Source organism: Wolbachia endosymbiont (group A) of Melitta haemorrhoidalis, from assembly GCF_964273365.1.
Classification (GTDB): domain Bacteria; phylum Pseudomonadota; class Alphaproteobacteria; order Rickettsiales; family Anaplasmataceae; genus Wolbachia; species Wolbachia pipientis.
The window spans coordinates 705,380-725,960 of record NZ_OZ187004.1; the positions used below are offsets into that span (position 1 = coordinate 705,380).

Here is a 20,581-nt window from a genome sequence, read left to right on the forward strand (position 1 = left end):
ATATTTCTATTATAGATATAGCAACATTTTAATATACACTAAATTCTGGACAAAAGGAAAAGCAAAACATAGAATTATAATTTTTATGTCCATATTACCAATTGTAATTGCCCCTGATGAAAGACTAATCACACGTGCCAGTGAAGTAACAGATATAAACGATAAAATTAAAGAATTAGTAAACGACATGTTCGAAACTATGTATGATGCAGAAGGTCTTGGCCTTGCTGCAGTGCAAGTTGGAGTGTTAAAGAGAATTTTTGTTATGGATATTCAGCTAGAAACGATTGAAAATGAGCCAGCAGGATATGGCTCAACTGGCAAATTTTACATGATTAATCCTGAGATTACAGAATTATCCGATGAACAAGTAATTCTCAAGGAAGGATGCCTTTCAATTCCAGAGCAAAGTCATGAAATTAAGCGTCCAAAGTATCTAACTGTGAAATATAAAGACTTAGATAATGAAGAACAAACACTAAAAGCTAGTGGTTGGCTTGCAAGGTGTATTCAGCATGAATTAGATCACTTAAACGGCATATTATATATTAGACATTTATCTAAATTAAAGTATGATATGGCCATGAAAAAAGCACAAAAGGTTAAAAAGCATTATGAGCAATAAAGACCTAGAATTATTAAAATTTTACCATGAAGTGGGCGTTGATTGCACACTAATGGAGGGTGAAGAGGAAAAAAAATTGGAGAGCAAAGAGAGTGTACAACCCTCTGTTATCCAAACTGGGACCCAGAAGAAAGATGCAGATACGCGCTGGGGTGACACTAAAGATGGAAAAGACATGTTTCCAAGTGATTGGATAATTGAAGCAAGGAAACTTGCAGGTAAATGTGGTAGTGTGGATGAATTAAGAAGTGCAGTTGAATCATTTGAAGGTTGTGAGATAAAAAAAACTGCAACTAATACTGTCTTTTCCGATGGTAATCCAAACGCAAAAGTTATGCTCGTTGGTGAAGCTCCAGGAGCAAATGAAGACCTTCAAGGCATACCATTTTGTGGTGCAAGTGGAATGTTGCTCGATAAAATGTTAAATGCAATCAATCTTGATCGCACTAAGGTATACATAAGCAATACTGTATTTTGGCGTCCACCTGGCAATAGAAAGCCAACCGACCTAGAGCTTGATATGTGCAGACCATTTGTCGAAAAACACGTTGCACTAGTTTCACCACAAATTTTAATTTTGGTCGGGGGAATCGCATGTTATAGCCTTCTTGACAGCACAAAAACTATATCGAATTTGCGTGGTAGATTTCATACGTACACTAACCAATATTTGTCCAATTCAATCACCACAGCCGCTATATTTCATCCAGCTTACCTACTTCGCCAACCGGCACAAAAACGTTTAGCCTGGGAGGACTTGAAGAAGATTAGGGAGTATCTTGATAACACCAATAACTGCACAAATACCTAATAAAGTGGTAGACCTCTTGCATAGTTTTTTGCAGCATGTTAACAATCGTTAGAAACGAAAAAACTTCCTTGACAAACTCCGCCAGCCCCCTTATCATAAAATTGAAGCTATTGTATTTGCTTTCGCCAATCTGCAGATTAAAAGGTAAGGATTACTTAATGTATCGGCGTCTTATGTTCAATTTTTTGCAGTATATAGATACTGTATGTCTTTACAAAACTTCATCTACATCTAGATTTTTATCTAAATAAGCTGAACGCGCTTATAAAGCGTTACAAGACATCAAAAAATGCCAATACTCGACAGAGATAGTAAAAGACTAGCTAACTCGGGGATTCTTTGTCTTTTTTTCTGCTTAGTAAATTTCTTAAACATTTGCAGCGTAGGTTAGTTGCAATTAAAAGCAGCTAAATCTTGCTTGTCAAGCGTTTAAAACATAAAAAACGCCAATATTTTAAAGCAGATAATAACCCCAGGGCTTCTTTTGCCTTTTTTTTTATTTGGTAAATTTCTTAAATATTTATAGCTAAACGACAATCGTCATCCCGCTGCTTGTTAGCGGGATCTATGCTTTGAGATACCGCGAATAAATCGCGGTATGACGTAGAGCTCGCGTTAGCTATACTTTTATGCTTACCAACTCAGTATCCAATCAAAATCCTGGATTTCAGTGTCAAGCACTGAAATGACACCAAAAGGGCTACTGCTGTTTTGGATGGAAACCAGTGTCAGCTACTTGAATCTGCCACGCAAATTGCCTGCAAATTGCAATGTTCGTACAGCTGTGCGTCATGCGCTGGAATGGCATCAAGGGGTAACTTTTTATTTAAACAATGATTGTAAAATGATTATAATAAGAGATCTATTGAAATTTTAAAGTTATTAAATATTGACGCTATATACTTAAGTGTTAAAATAGAATGAAAAGTTTTTAGGAGTTTATATGGCAGCAGGTGGGAAAGCAAAGACAGCTAGTAAAAATAACCCTACTCAGCGTAAGAAAGCTGAGCAAAAAATGTATAAAGATAAACCGGTAAAACCTGTTAGATATATAGATCGTGATTCGCGCATGAATTATATGTCTGCTCAATATGACAACGGCAATCTGGTTGAAGATGAGGTAAGCGGCAATCCTATAAAGTGGGAAGCTGTATAATAGTTGTGGTTAAAGTTACTATTAATTCTAAGAAATGTGAAGTAGAGCATGGGCTCACTATAATTCAAGCTTGTGAAGTTGTGGGCGTTGAAATTCCACGTTTTTGTTATCATGAGCGTTTAGCAATTGCTGGTAATTGCAGAATGTGTTTGGTTGAAGTGGAGGGTGGACCTCCAAAACCAGTAGCCTCTTGTGCAATACCAGTTGCAGAAGGGATGGTTATTCACACTGATACCCCTAAGGTTAAAAAAGCACGTGAAGGTGTGCTTGAGTTTTTGCTAATTAACCACCCGCTTGATTGCCCAATTTGCGATCAGGGTGGTGAATGCGATTTGCAAGATATCACGATGGCTTATGGGAAAGGAACCAGCAGACTTGATGAGCATAAGAGGGCTGTGCCAAAAAAACACTTCGGACCACTGATTGAGACCGCGATGAATCGATGCATTCATTGCACTCGGTGTGTTAGATTTTTGTCCGATGTTGCAGGTACAAATGAACTTGGAGGAATCGGAAGGGGAGAAAATGTAGAGATTAGCACTTACATAAAAAGGCATATTAGTTCTGAATTATCTGGAAATATCATAGATCTCTGCCCGGTAGGGGCTTTAACTTCAAAGCCTTACTCCTTTACAGCGCGTCCATGGGAGCTATCACATTGTGAGACTATAGATGTGCTAGATGCTGTGGGAAGTAGCATTAGAGTTGATTATCGTGGCCCGGAAGTTATGCGAATATTGCCAAGGCTGAGCGAAGAAATAAATGAAGAATGGATATCAGATAAAACCCGCTTTGCCTATGATGGACTAAAAGTTCAGCGTCTTGATCGACCTTATATAAAAAAAGATGGTAAATTAGCCCCAGTTGATTGGAATGAGGCATTAACTGTTGCTGCAAAGAAATTAAAGAATACAAAATCAAATAAAATAGCTGCAATTGCAGGTGATTTAGCAGATTGTGAGTCTATGCTTCTACTCAAAGAAGTGATGCAGAAGCTTGGCTCGGGGAATATAGACTGCAGGCAAGATGGTGCAAAGCTTATACCAAGTAATCGTGGATCGTATGTGTTCAATACCACTATTGAAGGTATAGAAAATGCAGATTTATGCCTGCTTATAAATACAAATCCAAGGATAGAAGCACCGATCATTAACGTAAGATTGAGAAAGAGATATTTACAGGGCAACTTTCCTATTGCAAGTGTTGGTCCTAACATTGAATATTTATATTATGTCGAGAAATTGGGCGATAATCCTGATATTTTGAGTGAAATAGCAAATGGAAGTCATAAATTCTGTGAGCTGCTGGTGGCTGCTCAAAACCCTATGCTGATCATTGGTCAAGATGCATTAATAAGAGATGATTCTGAATCAATTCTAATTCTAGTTGGCAAAATTGCAGAAAAATTTAACATGGTCAGAGATGACTGGAATGGCTTTAATGTGCTGCATAAAGCTGCAGCAAGAGTTGGTGGGCTAGATATTGGGTTTGTTCCTAAAAAAGGCGAAAGGGATATTAATCAAATATTGGAACATGCAGAAAGTGGTGAAATAGAAGTGGTTTATCTTCTTGGTGCAGATGAAATTGACACATCAAAGTTAGAAAACACATTTGTAATTTATCAAGGTCATCACGGTGATAAGGGTGCACATGTGGCAGATGTTATCTTGCCTGGTGCTGCATATACAGAAAAATATGCAACTTATGTAAACACTGAAGGTCGAGTGCAAAGAACAAATTTAGCTGTATTTCCTCCAGGTGAAGCAAAGGAGGACTGGTTAATTATTAAAAATCTCTCGCAATATTTGGATCTCTCCTTACCATATGATAGTTTATTTGACGTGAGAAAAAAATTAGATACTATCGGTCCACAGTTTAGAAATGCTGATCAAGTGATAAAAAATACATGGGTACCAATCAGCAGTGGTGAAATAAGCTTAAGTAATACACCTTTTACTTTAAAGGAGTGTAATTTTTATATGACGGATTCAATAAGTCGCGCTTCAAAAATAATGGCGGATTGTACTAAGGCTTTTTATGATAACGCTAGTTAATGTTTTATTTATTTTAACGCCTTTTTTACTGCCAGTCTTGGTTTACTTTGAGCATAAAGCCAATTTAGTAATAATGAACAAGGATCCAATTTTAGAATGTAAGCCTTATACGTTGCTACAATTGCGCGCTGATATTGTAACATTATTTGTTCATGTACTGATATTGGCAGGTGGTATATTTCCTGGAGTTATTAAAGATGGATGGAGTTATTTTCCGTTAATAATAATCATGATTTTTTTACTTTCATTCATATTAGGTGATGATGTTAAAATTAAAGATACTAGTTCATGGAATATGTTTAACCTTTTTAGGCAAATTATTGTGGCAGCTGTATGTGGTGCTACAGCTGGTATAGTTTCACGCGGGGTGTATGATAGTTCTAGATTATCAATAATTATAATTGTTATTATTATGTCATTTATATTGTTCAGTTGGTACGTATCGCGCTACTACGCTAAATCGGAAAATGGTAGGTTGCGGAATATGGTTGCTGCTCTTACTCTAATAACATCATCTGCTTTATCTACTGCGCTTGCTATATTCTTCATTTTGGCGATTATGAATTACTTTTTTGGTTTAGAGTTGTATGCCTTTAATATTTAAAATTATTTTTCTTCTCATTCCACTTTTGCTTTCAGTAGCATATTTGGTGTACTTTGAACGTAAAGTTATTGGTGCAATTCAACTAAGGCACGGCCCGAGTGTAGTTGGACCTTTTGGGCTATTGCAGCCATTTGCAGATGCTATTAAGCTACTGATTAAAGAGCCGATAATACCATTTAGAGCGAGCACCATACTGTTCATTATGGCTCCAATGCTTACCTTTATCTTGGCATTAATTGCCTGGGCAGTTATACCGTTTGGTGCTGAAGTAATTGTAGAAAATGGCCAGCAAGTAGTTATTCCTAAGGTTATAGCAAATATTAATGTTGGAGTGCTTTACGTGCTAGCTATATCGTCGCTGGGAGTATACGGCGTGATTATTGCAGGCTGGTCAAGCAACTCCAATTATGCATTCCTTGGCGCTATACGGTCGGCTGCTCAGATGATTTCATATGAAGTTTCAATAGGCTTAATAATTGCTGCAGTCGTTATTACCACTGGAACATTAAATCTTGGAGAGATGGTGGTAGCGAAACACAATATGCCATTTTGGGTTGATTTGCTACTAATGCCTATAGGAATAATATTTTTTATTTCTTTGCTTGCAGAAACTAATCGTCACCCATTTGATTTACCAGAAGCTGAAGCAGAGCTTGTCTCTGGATATAACGTTGAATATTCATCCATGCCTTTTGCCCTCTTTTTTCTTGGAGAATATGCAAATATGATTTTAGCAAGTGCTATGATGACGATATTCTTTCTAGGAGGGTGGTATCCTCCGTTAGAACTTGGTTTGCTTTATAAAATTCCAGGTTTAATTTGGTTCGTTTTGAAGATAATTATACTTTTATTCGTATTTATTTGGATTAGAGCAACAATACCTCGTTATCGATATGATCAGCTAATGCGCCTTGGTTGGAAAGTGTTTCTGCCAATATCGGTGCTTTGGGTGATACTCATTTCAGGGGTGTTGCTCTTTACTGGGAATTTACCTGGATCCAATGTTTAATTTTCCAAATACAAGATTAAGGCGCAGGCGCTCGAGCAAATGGGTTCGCAATTTAACAAGTGAAAATAGTTTATCAGTAAATGATCTGGTTCTTCCTCTGTTTGTTCATAACAGAGAAGAAACAACTGAACCAATTTCTGGCTTACCAGGCGTAAAGTGTTATTCAATAGATGGATTAGTGTCTATAGTTAAGGAAGCTAAAGATTTAGGAATTAATGCTGTTGCAATTTTTCCTGTAGTTGATAGTAAACTAAAATCTGAAAACGCTGAGGAAGCATATAATTCTGACAACTTAATCTGCAAAGCAATCCGTGCTGTAAAATTAAAGGTACCTGAAATTGGTATTATTGCAGACGTTGCACTGGATCCATACACTATTCATGGCCATGACGGCATTTTAAAAGATAATCAGATGGATGTAGAAAACGATGAAACTATATCAGTGCTGTGTAAGCAAGCGTTTGCTTTAGCGAAAGCAGGATGTGATATAGTTGCTCCTTCTGATATGATGGATGGTAGAATAGGAAGAATCAGAAAATCATTAGATGATAACAACTTTCAAGACGTATTAATATTATCTTATGCAGTGAAATACTGCTCTAGCTTCTATGCTCCATTCAGGCAAGTCGTTGGTTCATGTGGGCTATCACATTCTATAGACAAAAGTGGTTATCAAATGGATTATAAAAATGCGCACGAAGCAATGTGCGAAATTGAAATGGATATAAATGAAGGTGCAGATTTTATTATGATTAAACCAGGTATGCCATATTTAGATATTATTAAAACAGCAAGTGATAAGTTTAATTTTCCGATTTTTGCTTACCAAGTAAGCGGTGAGTACGCAATGATAAAAGCTGCTGCAAATAATAGCTGGCTGGATTATGACAAGGTGATTTATGAATCTTTGATTGGTTTCAAACGTGCGGGTGCAAGTGCAATATTCACTTACGCTGCACTTGATATTGCAAAAAATTTAAGTGCATAAGCCCTATAAAATTATTAAATTTTTGGCGCACGTTCTTCTACTGTTGCTGCATATTACCTAAAATCTTCCAATACATGTTTTAAGTTATTGATAAGTCCGTTACAATACAGTATTATAAATAATATAAACCAAGTGTTACTTAGAACATGGGGATTTTTTTTAAATTTTTGGGGAAGATGCTAGGCAAGGTTTTTCCTGCTAAAACAGTAAGCTCTCTTTTAGGAATAGGATATTTACCAAGTTGGCAGAACTATTGGTCTTCTTTTTTAATATTATTTATTGTCGATGTTATATTAATTCTTACATATGGAGGCGAATACTTACTATATAAAATGCCAGACTCAGGAATAGTTGTAGCTGCTGTTTTTACAAAATTGGCAATAGTTATGTTAGTAATGCAATTAATTGGAATATTTATTTTTCATGCTCAAGACCCTTCAGCAAACAGTGGTGAAGAAATAGTAATACAAATAGCGTCAGGGCAAGTACTGACTGTAGCACTTTCAATGCCAGCAATAATGTCAATTTATTATGCTGTAAGTAAACTCTATGGGAATATATGTAAGCAGATGTTTCAATGCCCATTTTGGTTTAATGATTTTATGCACTTTTTCTTTTTTCTTATGATACCTTACGTATTTTTTAATGTCGTAGAAGTGATAAAACCATGGCCAATAAGTTCAATACAGCTCAGCTATAATAATGCAATGTCAATTACATTTGAGGGGATTTTTCACACATTTTATGCGGTGATTTTACTGTATTTAACAGCATTTATATTCTGCGATTTAACTATGCATGATGCAATTGTCCTAAATAAAAGCATAATTCAGTATGTGAGGGAAAGTTCAGCAGTTTTAGGTGATTATTTACATGATACTGTTAAAAAAATAGGTATTGAATAGTACTTATTTATTTATATATTTAGTATAAAAAGTGTGCAATTTGTGTGAACTTACAAAGTATAATAAAAGAGTTACAAGATTTTTGGGCTAGTGAAGGATGTGTTATACTTCACCCATACACATCTGAAGTTGGTGCTGGCACATTACATCCTGCAACAATTATGTCTGCAATTGATACAAAACTGGCAAAAATTGCATATCTACAACCAGTAATTAGGCCAGCAGATGGGCGCTATAGTGATAATCCTAATCGTTTGTATCAACATCACCAATATCAAGTTATAATAAAGCCATCTGGTAATAATTTACAAGACGTCTATTTAGATAGCTTAAAAGTTCTTGGCATATCTACAGAAAAATATGATATTAAGTTTGTTGAAGATGATTGGGAAAACCCAAGTGTTGGTGCATCAGGACTTGGATGGGAAGTTACATGCAATGGAATGGAAGTAACACAGCTTACTTATATACAGCAAGTTGGAGGGATTGACTGCAAGATGATTCCTGGTGAGGCGGCATATGGGTTGGAACGTTTAGCAATGTGCATACAAGGTGTAGATAATGTTTACGATATAATTTGGAACGATAACGGTGTAACTTACGGAGATATTTTTAAACAAAGAGAATATGAATTTTCTTATCTAGCATTAGATTATTATGATACTAAAGTGGTACAGCAGCAATTCGAAGATACGGAAAAATTGTGTAAGTTCCTTATTGAAAAGGAGCTACCAATGGCAGCCTATGACCAATGTATTAAAACTAGTCACCTACTTAATCTGCTTGATGCAAGAGGTGTGCTTGGTGTGAATGAACGTACAGCTTATATTGGTAAAGTTAGAGAGCTAACAAAAAAATGTTGTGAATTGTACATGAGTAAATAGCGTATGTCGTTGCAGTTATTATTTGAGTGCCTTTCAGAAGAAATACCACCGAGAATGCAGAATGTAGCTGCAACTCAAGTTAAGAGCTGTATTGCCAATGTTTTTAACAAAAATAATGTAAAATTTACATCAATGGAGGTTTTTGTAACGGCACGTCGCATTACCCTATTTGTCGACAACATAAATGCTTTGGAGCTAAAGGATTCCAATAACGAAGTTAAGGGACCAAACATTAACGCACCAAAAAGTGCTATCGAAGGTTTTTTAAGAAAATATCAGAAAAATGAAGAAGATTTGCTCGTTCGAAAAGTAAATAATGAGGATTTTTACTTCATTAAAAGAGAAAGCTGCTCATTTAACATTCAAGAGTTTCTTAAAAATCAACTAGGAGAAATATTAAAAAATTTCTCTTGGCCAAAAAGTATGAGATGGGGCAAAGGAAAAGAAAGGTGGGTTAGGCCAATTAAAAACATTTTATGCATTTTAAATGATGAAATAATACCTGTATCTTTTGCAGGGATTACAGCATCTAACACAACATATGGCCATCGATTTCTCTCAAGTGGTACGGCGCTTACTGTTAAAACACCTAAAGACTATTTTGAATTGCTAGAAAAAAACAGTGTAATTCTCCAAATGGACAAAAGAAAGCAATTTATACTAGATCAGATTAATAAATTCACAAAAGAGCAGAATTTACAACTTGAGAAAAATGATTATTTACTAAATGAATTGACAGGGCTTATAGAGTGGCCAATCGTACTGTTTGGTGAAGTGAATCAAGAAAAGTCATTTGGATTACCGAAGGAAGTAATACTTAGTATAGTTAATACACAACAAAAATACCTTGCTTTAAGTAATGGAAAGAGAATTTCACACTTTGTCACTGTTGTCAACGTCAACAATGGTGAAGTTGTTAAAGGACACGAAAGAATATTAGAAGCACGTCTTGCTGATGCCCAATTTTTAATATCTCAAGATAAAAAGGAAAATCTAGATTATTATGTCAAAAGATTAGGTTCAATATTATTTCATGCTTCACTTGGCAGCGTGGGGGAAAAGGTGAAGCGTATTACGGCTTTGTCAAAGTATATAGCTATATTTATTCCACATGCTTCGCTGATAAAAGTTGAACGTGCTGCATATTTGGCAAAAGCTGATTTGGCAACATCGATAGTAAGAGAGTTTCCAGAATTACAAGGAGTAATGGGTGGATATTATGCTTCTTATTTTCAAGAAGATAGAGAAATAGTGGAAGCTATAACTGAGCATTATAAGCCAATCGGGCCAGAGCAGGAGTGTCCTAAATCTCCTTCTGCAATTGCTGTGTCAATTGCAGACAAAGTGGATAGCTTAGTTGGTTTAATTGCAGCAGGTGAGAAAATCTCTGGTTCGTATGATCAATTTGGTTTGCGGAGAATGACAATTGGTATAATTAGGACAATACTTGAAAATAATTTGCATGTTCCAATTAGGCTAATGATAGACAAGTCAGTATCTTTATATTCAAGGCTTCTATTTAATAAAAATACAGCGTCAGTTGATAAGCCGAATAGAAAACAAATTTCAGAACTAGTATTTAGATTTTGCTTAGAAAGATTCAAGGTTATTTTAAAAAATAGAGATATAAGGCAAGATGTTGTAGATTCAATACTATATAAAATCGATATTAATGATCTGCTGACAGCAGAAAAGCAAACTGTTATATTGGATCGTTATCTTAGTACTCCAGAAGGTGAACAAATTCTAAGCACTTACAAAAGAGTCAGTAACATGATGAGCAAAGCAAGGAAAAGTGATGGCACTACTTATAGTGCATCTTACGGTAAGAGGTTTTTGATTGAAAGTGAAGAAATTGCGCTATCAAATTGTGCTATAACTGCTTGTAAAAACATAAAACAAGCGATAAAAAATAACCACTTTAATGTAGCACTTGATGAACTTGCTGGTTTTGCTCCGTTTATCAATCAGTTTATGGACAGTATAAAGATTAACTGTGATTCTGATAAGCTGAGAAGAAACAGATTATCTTTGCTTGAAAATGTAGTTTCCATCTTTCATTTAGTAGCAGATTTTAACCTCATACAGGTTAAACAATGGATAAATGCTCAGGCAATATAAAGAACAAATCAAATCATCTCCACAATCCTGTGGCGTGTATAAGATGGTTGGAGATAAGAATAAAGTTTTATATGTTGGAAAAGCAAAAAACTTAAAGTCAAGGTTATCCGACTACCTTCAATTCGAAAACCTTTCTGAACGAATTAGAGTTATGCTCTTACAGGTTATTAAGGTTGAAATATTCATCACTGAGAATGAAATCGAAGCACTGCTTCTTGAAGCACAGCTAATAAAATCATTGAAACCACTTTATAATATTGTGCTCAAGGATGGAAAATTTTATCCTTATATAACAATTTCCAAGCACGATTATCCAAGAATAGCAAAATATAGAGGCAAATTTAAGAAAAATGAGTTTCATTATTATGGTCCCTTTACATCTGCCGCTGCTGTTAAGCAAACTATATTGTCATTGCAAAAAGCTTTTCTCCTAAGAGTATGTTCAGATCAATACTTTTCCTCAACAAAAAGACCATGTATTGAATATCAAATTAAGCGCTGCTCAGCACCATGCATAAACAAAATCACAAAAGACGACTACTGCCAATCAGTAAAACAGGCACGAAATACATTGCTTGGAAGAAATAAGGAAGTGAAAGAACAGTTACTTTTCACAATGAGAAAGTGCAGCAGTGAAGAAAACTATGAGCTTGCTGCTATATATAGAGATCGGGTAAAGTTTCTTGAGCAAATTCAAATACAGCACACGGATTTTTCTTTTGAAAAAGATGCAGATTTCTTCAGTATTGTACGTGAAGAGGATCTAGCATGTATTAGTGTGTTATCGTTCAGAAATAAAGACAACTACGGCAGCACTCCTTACTTTGCCGAGAACTGTGGTGATCACTCAAATGATGAAATTTTATCCACCTTTTTGGTCAATTTTTATAATTCAGCTAACATACCTCCAATACAAATTTACGTTCCAGATTCTATTGTGGATAAGGAAATTATAGAACAAGCACTATATAAGGTTGCTCAAAAGCCAGTAAAAGTTCTGCATGCAAAGAATAAAAAAGAGCGTGATTTATTGAAATTTGTTTATGATAACTCTCAGCATAGCTTAGAGCAGAAGCTTATCGATTATAGAAATAACCTAGAAAAGCTTGAGGAGCTTAGCAAAATCTTCTTGTTACCAAATATTCCAAAGCGTATTGAGGTTTATGACAATAGCCATATATTTGGAAACCAACAAATTGGTGTAATGGTTGTTGCAGGGCAGGAGGGTTTTTTAAAAAGTGAGTACAGAAAATTTACTATAAAGGAAAAATTTTCAGGCGATGACTATAAAATGATGAGGGAAGTGCTAACCAGACGTTTCTCCGGCAATATAAAAGGCATAATACCTGATTTTTTACTGATTGATGGTGGACCAGGACATGTTTCCATAGTACAGAATGTACTGGAAGTATTGAATATAAACGTTCCTTTTGCTTGTATGGCAAAAGGTCCTGATCGTAACGCAGGAAATGAAAGATTTTATATGCTGGGCAGGGAAGAATTCAGTCTGGCAAATGACAGCAAAGTCATGCTTTACTTACAATCGCTGCGTAATGAAGCCCACCGTTTTGCGATAACTTCACATAGAAAAAAACGCGATAAACAGTTTATAGTTTCACAATTAAGCAAAATACCCGGCATTGGCAACAAAAGAAAAAAAGCGTTGATGTCTTATTTTGGTTCAGTGAAAAATATAAGCAAAGCTTCTCTGGCTGAAATTCAAAACATACCTGGAATTAGTAAAGGTTTAGCAGAAGTTATTCTTAAACACGTAAATTATAAGAGAGGAGTACTGGAATGACACAAAACCCGTTTTATTATTAGGGAATTTATATCTTAAAACCGCAAAAAAAGGTGTGCGTATTTGTGAAAAAAAATCTCCATAAAATTTGTGAAGCAATGTGGTGGGACTAGTGCGATTCGAACGCACGACCTTCAGATTAGGAGTCCAACGCTCTATCCTGCTGAGCTATAGTCCCGTATTTCCTACCATTCATGTAAAGTTATAGCAAAAAATCCTTTCTTTTCTAGATTTCTTGCATAACCAATTTATGACGACAAAAAACATTTCTGTACTTCTTGAGTATAATGCTATTATATTTAATAACATGGTTTAAGTAAGATTAATGCTAGTTAACAATATTGGTTATTTCTATAACAATCAAAACGACTTTGCTTTAAGCAATATAAACATTAAAGTAAAGAAAGGAAATGTTGCATGTTTATTGGGGCATTCTGGCTGTGGCAAGTCAACAATTTTGAAATTAATTGCGGGGATAGAAAATCCAAAATCTGGAACTATTTTTATAAATGATAGGTTAGTTGCAAGTAATAAGGCATCAGTCGCTATAGAGCATAGAAATATCGGATTGATTTTTCAGCATTCTGCATTATTTCCTCATAAAACAGTAGTAGAAAATATAACCTTTGCTATCCGCAGCTCTTCCAAGAGAGAAAAGCACCTAATTGCATTGGAAATCTTGAAGTTACTCAATATAGAAAAATATGAAAATATGTACCCTAACGCCTTATCTGGAGGACAGCAACAATTAGTTGCAATAGCAAGAGTGATGGCACAAAACCCTGATGTTGTGTTGTTAGATGAACCATTTTCTAATTTAGATATACTGCTCAAGTGCCGAATAAGACAACATATATTGTCCCTTTTTAGAAGTAAAAATATCCCTGTGCTAATGGTAACTCATGACCCGCAAGAAGCATTGAAAGTTGCAGATTTTATCTACGTAATGAAAAATGGTAAAATTATTCAATCAGGAGTTTCTAGCGATATATACCATAAGCCTAAAGATGATACGCTAGCAAAGTTTTTTAGTGAGCTCTCTTCTACTCTACAGTTAAGCGAAAAGTTTCCACTTATTCGCTGCAAGAAAATAATCTAGTTTGGGATTGTTATAAAATAATTAAAAAACCTTGATTTATAATTAAATAAAGGTGATATAATCTATGTGTTACTTGACTTCAGTCAAGTTTTAATATTTAAAGGTCAATATTTTAAATGGAGGTGAAAATGAGTTTAGGACCATGGCAATTGTTTCTAGTCTTAATAATAATTTTAGTTCTGTTTGGTGCAGGCAGATTACCGCAAGTTATGGGTGATTTAGGAAAAGGCATCAAAAACCTTAAACAGGAGCTTAAGGACTCAGAAAAATTATCGTCTAATGAACCAGATCGTTAGCGTCCTCATACTTCGTGACATGCACCTTAGTGCATGTCATCTGTTTAAAAACTTAGTCAGGTTAAAGAATGAAAGAGATGAAGTGTTGGTATGAAATAAATAACAAATATTGAAATACAGCAACAACTATGTTAGCTTAAGAGGAATATTTTATTAAAGGATAATTGTGCAAAAAAGTGAGAAACTAACTAAAGATAAAAAACTAGCTTCTGATATTCTAAAAGAGGTTGCAGATACCAATAACAATGATAGCAATAAAGTAACTTTGTTTGACATTAAAACAGCTTTGCATGAGCGCGGTTTTGGTATTTTAATAATCATCTTCTCCTTGCCGCTATCGGTGCCTATACCGGTTCCACCTGGTTATACAACTATTCTTTCTATACCTTTAATCTTATTCTCACTGCAGCTTCTATTTGGATTTGATTCTCCTTGGATGCCCAGTTGGCTAGAAAGAAGATCTTTTCAGCGTTCAACACTAGCTCTTGTGGTAGAGAAAACTTCCCCTGTATTAGAAAAAATAGAAAAATTCATGAAGCCAAGACTGTCTTTCATTTTCTATGGGCCTGGTGAGAAGATTCTGGCTTTTATGATGTTGCTTTGTGCAATAATAATAGCTCTTCCATTACCTTTTACTCACTTCCTTCCTGCAATTGGCACAACTCTTATTTCACTTAGCATTATGAGTAAAGACGGGTTTCTATCCATATTGGGAGTTTTAGTATCATTGTGCGCGTTGTTGCTTACTCTTGTTGTAATAGTCAAAGGACCACAACTTATAACCGGAGCACTTTCTCTTCTTAAAAGCTTTACAACACTTTAACAAAAGAACGAATTACTAGCGCAAAATGAATAATGCATATTGAAATAAAACAATAATTGTGTTAAGAATTATTTTTATCAAAGGTTTTTCGTGTCAAAAAATGATAAGTTGACTAAAAGTGATAAATTAGCTTCTGATATTCTAAAAGAAGTTGCAGATACCAATAACAATGATAGCGATAAAGTAACTTTGTTTGACATTAAAACAGCTTTGCATGAGCGTGGTTTTGGTATTTTAATAATCATCTTCTCCTTGCCGCTATCGGTGCCTATACCGGTTCCACCTGGTTATACAACTATTCTTTCTATACCTTTAATCTTATTCTCACTGCAGCTTCTATTTGGATTTGATTCTCCTTGGATGCCGCATTGGTTGGAAAGAAGGTCTTTTCAGCGTTCAACACTAGCTTTTGTGGTAGAGAAAACTTCTCCAGCATTAAAAAAAATAGAAAAGTTCATGAAACCAAGAATGTCTTTTATTTTCTATGGGCCCGGTGAAAAGATTTTAGCTTTTGTAATGTTGCTTTCTGCATTATCGATAGCTCTTCCATTGCCTCTTACTAACTTCATTCCTGCAATTGGTACGACTCTTATTTCGCTTGGCATTATGAGTAAAGATGGGTTTCTATCCATATTGGGAGTTTTAATATCATTGTGTGGGTTATTGCTTACTCTTGTTGTAGTAGTCAAAGGGCCACAACTTATCATTGGGGCATTTTCTTTTCTCAAAAGCTTCGTATATGGTTAGGCTTTACAACACCTTAACAAAAAAAAAGGAGCTTTTTACACCTATCGATAAAGATCATGTGAAAATGTATGTTTGCGGACCAACAGTATATGACACAGCACATATAGGCAATGCACGGTCTGTTGTTGTGTATGATGTGTTATTTCAGCTACTTAAGTTTTGTTATGGCAAAGTTACCTATGTGCGTAACATAACCGACATTGATGATAAGATAATTAATGCAGCAAGTGAAAAAAATAGCAACATAGAAAGTATAACCACATATTACATTAAAGCTTTTCATGATGATATGGAAAGCATAAATTGTAAAAAACCAACATACGAACCAAAAGCAACGGAAAACGTAGATTATATTATAAAATTAATTGAACATTTGCTGCAATCAGGCCACGCTTATGAATCTGACAAACACGTGTATTTTAATATAGAATCTTACCATGAATATGGTGCTTTATCAGGAAAAAAAACTGATGAATTGGTTCCAGGTAGCAGAGTTGAAGTTAATGAAAATAAAAAGCACCCGGGAGATTTTGTGCTGTGGAAGCCTGCAAGTGATATTGACTACAAACTTTCAAGTTATTGGGATAGCCCATGGGGAGAGGGCAGGCCTGGATGGCATATAGAATGCTCAGCAATGTCATATGCTTACCTTGGCAAAGATTTTGATATTCATGGTGGCGGCATAGATTTACAATTTCCTCACCATGAAAATGAAATTGCACAGAGTAAGTCTGCATTTGCTGGATCAATGTTTGCAAAATACTGGATACATAACGGCTTTCTTACAGTAAATGAAGAAAAAATGAGCAAGTCCTTATTTAATATAGTCAAAGTAAGAGATTTGCTAGATAGTGGAATAAAGGGTGAAGTAATACGCTATGCACTGCTCAAAACTCACTACAGAAAACCACTTGATTGGACAGAAAACGTTATTTCTGATGCACAGGAAACCTTAAACAAATTTTATCGGTTATTACGTGGTTTAGATATAACGAATATTGATGAAAGTAACGCAGAGATTTCTAAAGATTTTATAGACGCTTTAAAAAACGACTTAAACATTCCTGAAGCTCTAGCTATATTACATGAAATGGCTACAAAAATTAATAAAACGAGTAATGAAAATGAGAAGCTTAAATTAACTGAGAGTTTTGTTAAAAGTGCCAGATTTATTGGTCTTCTTGAGTCAAGTTATGAAAAGTGGTTTGCTGTGGATGTAAATCATCAAGAAATAGAAAGGTTGATAGACTTAAGAAAAATTGCAAAAAAAAATAAAAATTACGATACTGCAGACAAAATAAGAAATCAGTTGAAACAAATGGGGATTACAATTTCTGACAATGAAGATGGTACAACAACCTGGTAAACTCATATGGAAAATTACTTTCTGTTATTCACAGATAGTCTAGTATCATCATTAGTCTTACCCATACATCAAGGTTTTGTGTTCAATACCATGCTTTATTTCAGGTCGTATCACACTCCACTACTGATGTAAAAGACAAGATTTGATCTGACAGACAAGAATTAACTGACAGAAGAATTGAGGTAGTCAAAACTAATATCAGGCTCTTGTGTAATGCTACTAATATTTTTCTGAAAAGCAATATATTTGCTATCAAGAAAAGTTTGCATAGGCGTTTTGCCATAGCAATATTTACCCGAGTGAGGTCTTGTCTCATTATAAGAACGCAACCAATGATCAACATCAATCTGTAGATCTTCCAAAGAACTGTAGATTTTCTTTCTAAAGATGATATTGTAACACTCATCTTGCATGGTTCTATGAAACCTTTCACATATGCCATTAGTCTGTGGAGAGTTGGCTTTAGTTCTAGAATGATCGATGTTTTCTATGCCCAAATAAAGCTGATAAGCGTGATTTTCGGGCTTGCCACAATACTCCGTACCCCTATCAGTTAAAATGCGTAATAATGGAATTTTCTGCTCATCAAAAAATGGAATAACTCTATCGTTGAGAAGATCTGCAGCTGTAATAGCTGTTCTGTCCGTGTAAAGTTTAACCATTGCAACTCTGGAATAAGTATCAACAAAAGTTTGCTGATAAATGCGCCCTATACCTTTGATATTGCCCACATAATAGGTATCTTGAGAACCCAAATAACCTGGATGTTGCGTCTCAATTTCACCATGAGCTTCCCTTTGTTCTTTCACTTTTTCTAAAGCTGCAAGTTGTTCTTCAGTTAAAATGATTCCGTCTTGAGCTACTTTTGTCTCTAGTGCTTTAAGTCTCTTTTTGAGAGTTTCAAGGTCATTTCTTAGCCATACAGACCTTACTCCTCCCTGAGAAATTATTATACCTCTTTTTCTCAGTTCATTTGCAGCTCTTTCTTGCCCATATGCTGGAAATTCTGTTGCTATACTAATCACTGCTCTTTCTATATCGTCGGAAACTCTGTTTGCTAATAGCGGTTTTTTCTTACTTATTTCATGTAATGCTTCCTCTCCTCCATTTTCATATAACTCCTTAAAGCGATAAAATGTATCTCTTGAGTATCCCATCACTTTGCATGCTTGAGACACATTTCCTAGTTGTTTTGCTAGTTCTAATAATCCTAGCTTTGGTTTTAATATTTTTGTCTGTATTGTACTCATATCTAACACTCCTTTATTTTTATTATTTTTAACTTACTTTTTTAAAGTGTCAGGTCAAGTCTTATTTAATACAATTAAATTTATCTGGGTGTTTTTCTTCCATATGTGTTAATACGCACCTAACTGCCTCATAACTGCCACTTTCGGCAAGTGAATGCAACGGCGTATATTTCCATCTACCATAAATAGGATTAAAGTAAAATTCGTCAATTAACTCACCATACTTACTCACATATCCCCAAACAGATGCAACAATAGAATTATCTATTAATACATCATAACTGTTTATCAATTCTAGAGCTTTCCTTAAGACCTCTTCTTCTCGGCCTTTCTCTTGTAATTTTAATCTAGTCACCTTTTGCACTAGTCTGTAAATATTTACTACTCCTTTCCTTAATTTAATCATTGAATATCGATTAAGTAACTCAACAGCATTCCACAACGCTTCTTTATCATTAGCTACTTGCTGTGAAAAGATTTCTTCTATATAAATCTCATTAGGAGAAAAATAGGCCATTATCTCGAGAATGCTCAATGCTTCCGGCCCAAATTTTTTTTGCACTATGGCATCAATTGTAATTTTCCAAGTTATGAAAGTTGCCTTAGCATAACGATCACTTTTATATTCGGACTTAAAGTCAAGTAGCTTCTCTGCTATCTTTTCACACTTTTTCAGATAGCCACCAACTCTAATCCTTTTTCTACCCCTATGACTAAATACAATATTTTCTTCACTAATATATGTAACCGCTAGTTTTAAAGCCAATTGGGAATATTGTAGTTCCTGTGCCAGCTTTTTTATTTCCTTATTCTGTAAATTGTTTTCTATATTCAAAGCCCTTTTAACAAATTCTAAAGCTTCTATTTCATCAAATTCATCTAATTCTTCTATATCTCCTTCTTCTCTCGCTTTCGATTTTTTGTCACGAGGACCATAAGGTTTCTTATGGGGCCTCTGCTTGTTATTTTGCGCTGTTACAGCTGCATGTATTTCATTCAGTGTTTTACTATCCTTACGCTGTTGTTTTGCTATTTTATCAATTCCTTTATTCCCTTTCTTTACCCCTCGTTCTATCCCACATAGAGTGCTGGCCCATAGCTCCACTTTTTGGAAAAATTCTTTTCCTTCTTCTGGCGAAAGAAAACGTCCTTTTATATCTTTCACCCAATCTGATATTTTCTCCAGAAGGTCATTGCAAAAGATTTCATTGTCACCAACATAGCCGAACTTTTTGGCCAATCTACCACTCATCTCACCTTTAAACAATTCTTTTAGCTGACTTTCATTGGGCAAATTAACCGCAAACACTAATTCATTTAAAAAGTCTTCGACTTCTTTATCACTGACTTCTCTACCTACCTTACCCTTTATAAAATCCATATTTTGCTCTAAGTATTGAGCAATACTACCGTCTGAATCATTAATTCTATATCTTGCACCATCGCCTACATCCAGAAATTCATCTTGTATATCTACCCTTATAACTGAAATTTCCTTTTCTTTATTCTTTCCACTCGACATCATTCTTAGCTTTCTCACTTCGTGTTGTGCTGAATCTGTAAAATCAAAATCAATATTTGTAACAATAGCAAAATACTTCATTTCACCCTTGAACTTTCCATTACTTTTGATTTTTAAATAAGCAATAAAATATTTTAACAAGTTAAACTCACTACTCTTTGTCAATAAGCTACCTACACTGATTTTTTCAGTTCCATCTTGTTTGTGTTTGACTTGCACAAACCTATGTATTGTTGTTTTATTTTGCTTACATTGGAGAACAACATCATCAAAGCCTGCAGCTGACTTCAATTCTGTAGCTAGGCGGAAAGGACATTTTTTATCCATCACACGCATGAGAAATAATATGAGCCACAACTCTTGATAGTCAATACCATGGCGAGAGCATTTTGACCCCCAAACAGGATAAGTTTCAAGCATCCTCAACCTCACATAATTTTAAAAATAGTACCAACAAATGGTAAAAAAGTTATATGTCATGAGATAAAGATATCGTAGCGTAAATCTGAGAATATCTACG

Annotated in this window: 19 protein-coding genes, 1 tRNA gene and 1 pseudogene; 18 read left to right on the forward strand and 3 right to left on the reverse strand. The window is 35.0% G+C overall.

Translation table 11 applies throughout. From position 1 onward, the window contains the following. Positions 1-85 precede the first annotated feature (85 nt). The 12 genes from def (at position 86) to uvrC (ending at position 12,958) form a co-directional block, all read left to right on the forward strand. The gene (def, locus tag ACICPZ_RS03655) at positions 86-625 is read left to right on the forward strand and encodes a peptide deformylase (protein WP_010962405.1); all 540 of its coding nucleotides are present in this window, start codon (positions 86-88) and stop codon (positions 623-625) included. Beyond that, positions 615-1,436 (forward strand): uracil-DNA glycosylase family protein, encoded by an 822-nt coding sequence (locus ACICPZ_RS03660; RefSeq protein WP_264373897.1) that lies wholly within the window; start codon positions 615-617, stop codon positions 1,434-1,436. The genes def and ACICPZ_RS03660 overlap by 11 nt, the downstream gene beginning before the upstream one ends. Before the next feature lie 670 nt (positions 1,437-2,106). After that, a complete protein-coding gene (locus ACICPZ_RS03665) occupies positions 2,107-2,313 on the forward strand; it encodes a hypothetical protein (RefSeq protein WP_038250894.1) in 207 nt (68 codons plus the stop codon). Positions 2,314-2,379: 66 nt separating this feature from the next. Next, positions 2,380-2,592 carry a hypothetical protein gene (locus ACICPZ_RS03670; RefSeq protein WP_006279675.1) on the forward strand — a complete coding sequence of 71 codons (213 nt, stop codon included), beginning with the start codon at positions 2,380-2,382 and terminating at the stop codon, positions 2,590-2,592. Next, a complete protein-coding gene (gene nuoG, locus ACICPZ_RS03675; protein ID WP_264374138.1) occupies positions 2,577-4,646 on the forward strand; it encodes an NADH-quinone oxidoreductase subunit NuoG in 2,070 nt (689 codons plus the stop codon). The genes ACICPZ_RS03670 and nuoG overlap by 16 nt, the downstream gene beginning before the upstream one ends. A 73-nt stretch (positions 4,647-4,719) precedes the next feature. Next, positions 4,720-5,250 carry a hypothetical protein gene (locus tag ACICPZ_RS03680; RefSeq protein WP_264329784.1) on the forward strand — a complete coding sequence of 177 codons (531 nt, stop codon included), beginning with the start codon at positions 4,720-4,722 and terminating at the stop codon, positions 5,248-5,250. Continuing rightward, positions 5,234-6,259 (forward strand): NADH-quinone oxidoreductase subunit NuoH, encoded by a 1,026-nt coding sequence (gene nuoH, locus ACICPZ_RS03685; protein ID WP_264373894.1) that lies wholly within the window; start codon positions 5,234-5,236, stop codon positions 6,257-6,259. Before ACICPZ_RS03680 ends, nuoH begins: the two co-directional genes overlap by 17 nt. Further along, positions 6,252-7,247, forward strand: a complete 996-nt coding sequence (gene hemB, locus ACICPZ_RS03690) for a porphobilinogen synthase (protein ID WP_264373893.1) — start codon at positions 6,252-6,254, stop codon at positions 7,245-7,247. Before nuoH ends, hemB begins: the two co-directional genes overlap by 8 nt. Positions 7,248-7,393: 146 nt before the next feature. Beyond that, positions 7,394-8,152, forward strand: a complete 759-nt coding sequence (locus tag ACICPZ_RS03695; RefSeq protein WP_182364786.1) for a phosphatidylglycerophosphatase — start codon at positions 7,394-7,396, stop codon at positions 8,150-8,152. 44 nt (positions 8,153-8,196) lie between these two features. Next, entirely contained in the window at positions 8,197-9,036 is an 840-nt protein-coding gene (locus tag ACICPZ_RS03700) for a glycine--tRNA ligase subunit alpha (RefSeq protein ID WP_264373892.1), read from the forward strand. 3 nt (positions 9,037-9,039) lie between these two features. Continuing rightward, a complete protein-coding gene (gene glyS, locus ACICPZ_RS03705; protein ID WP_264374139.1) occupies positions 9,040-11,157 on the forward strand; it encodes a glycine--tRNA ligase subunit beta in 2,118 nt (705 codons plus the stop codon). After that, the gene (gene uvrC, locus ACICPZ_RS03710) at positions 11,141-12,958 is read left to right on the forward strand and encodes an excinuclease ABC subunit UvrC (RefSeq protein ID WP_209473218.1); all 1,818 of its coding nucleotides are present in this window, start codon (positions 11,141-11,143) and stop codon (positions 12,956-12,958) included. Before glyS ends, uvrC begins: the two co-directional genes overlap by 17 nt. Positions 12,959-13,059: 101 nt before the next feature. On the opposite strand, the gene ACICPZ_RS03715 is transcribed toward uvrC, so the two are convergent. Beyond that, positions 13,060-13,136, reverse strand: a tRNA-Arg gene (locus tag ACICPZ_RS03715). A 147-nt stretch (positions 13,137-13,283) separates the two neighbouring features. Here ACICPZ_RS03715 and ACICPZ_RS03720 point away from each other — a divergent pair. From ACICPZ_RS03720 to ACICPZ_RS03745, 6 genes and pseudogenes are all read left to right on the forward strand, one after another. Beyond that, positions 13,284-14,057, forward strand: a complete 774-nt coding sequence (locus ACICPZ_RS03720) for an ABC transporter ATP-binding protein (RefSeq protein WP_006280146.1) — start codon at positions 13,284-13,286, stop codon at positions 14,055-14,057. A gap of 128 nt (positions 14,058-14,185) precedes the next feature. Further along, positions 14,186-14,353, forward strand: a complete 168-nt coding sequence (locus ACICPZ_RS03725) for a twin-arginine translocase TatA/TatE family subunit (protein ID WP_006013840.1) — start codon at positions 14,186-14,188, stop codon at positions 14,351-14,353. Between the two features lie 166 nt (positions 14,354-14,519). After that, complete coding sequence (locus tag ACICPZ_RS03730; RefSeq protein WP_010962397.1) at positions 14,520-15,176, forward strand: exopolysaccharide biosynthesis protein; 657 nt, start codon at positions 14,520-14,522, stop codon at positions 15,174-15,176. A 90-nt stretch (positions 15,177-15,266) separates the two neighbouring features. Next, the gene (locus ACICPZ_RS03735; protein ID WP_010962396.1) at positions 15,267-15,923 is read left to right on the forward strand and encodes an exopolysaccharide biosynthesis protein; all 657 of its coding nucleotides are present in this window, start codon (positions 15,267-15,269) and stop codon (positions 15,921-15,923) included. After that, the gene (cysS, locus tag ACICPZ_RS03740) at positions 15,916-17,289 is read left to right on the forward strand and encodes a cysteine--tRNA ligase (RefSeq protein ID WP_264373889.1); all 1,374 of its coding nucleotides are present in this window, start codon (positions 15,916-15,918) and stop codon (positions 17,287-17,289) included. Before ACICPZ_RS03735 ends, cysS begins: the two co-directional genes overlap by 8 nt. Before the next feature lie 6 nt (positions 17,290-17,295). Beyond that, positions 17,296-17,418, forward strand: a pseudogene (locus ACICPZ_RS03745) (DedA family protein); the annotation flags it as partial. 32 nt (positions 17,419-17,450) lie between these two features. On the opposite strand, the gene ACICPZ_RS03750 reads toward ACICPZ_RS03745, so the two are convergent. Next, positions 17,451-18,539, reverse strand: coding sequence for an IS481-like element ISWpi2 family transposase (locus ACICPZ_RS03750; RefSeq protein WP_264373697.1), 1,089 nt, complete (start codon positions 18,537-18,539; stop codon positions 17,451-17,453). 61 nt (positions 18,540-18,600) lie between these two features. Then, positions 18,601-20,481: a hypothetical protein gene (locus ACICPZ_RS03755; protein ID WP_395462143.1), complete on the reverse strand. Its 1,881-nt coding sequence runs from the start codon at positions 20,479-20,481 to the stop codon at positions 18,601-18,603. Between the last annotated feature and the right edge of the window lie 100 nt (positions 20,482-20,581).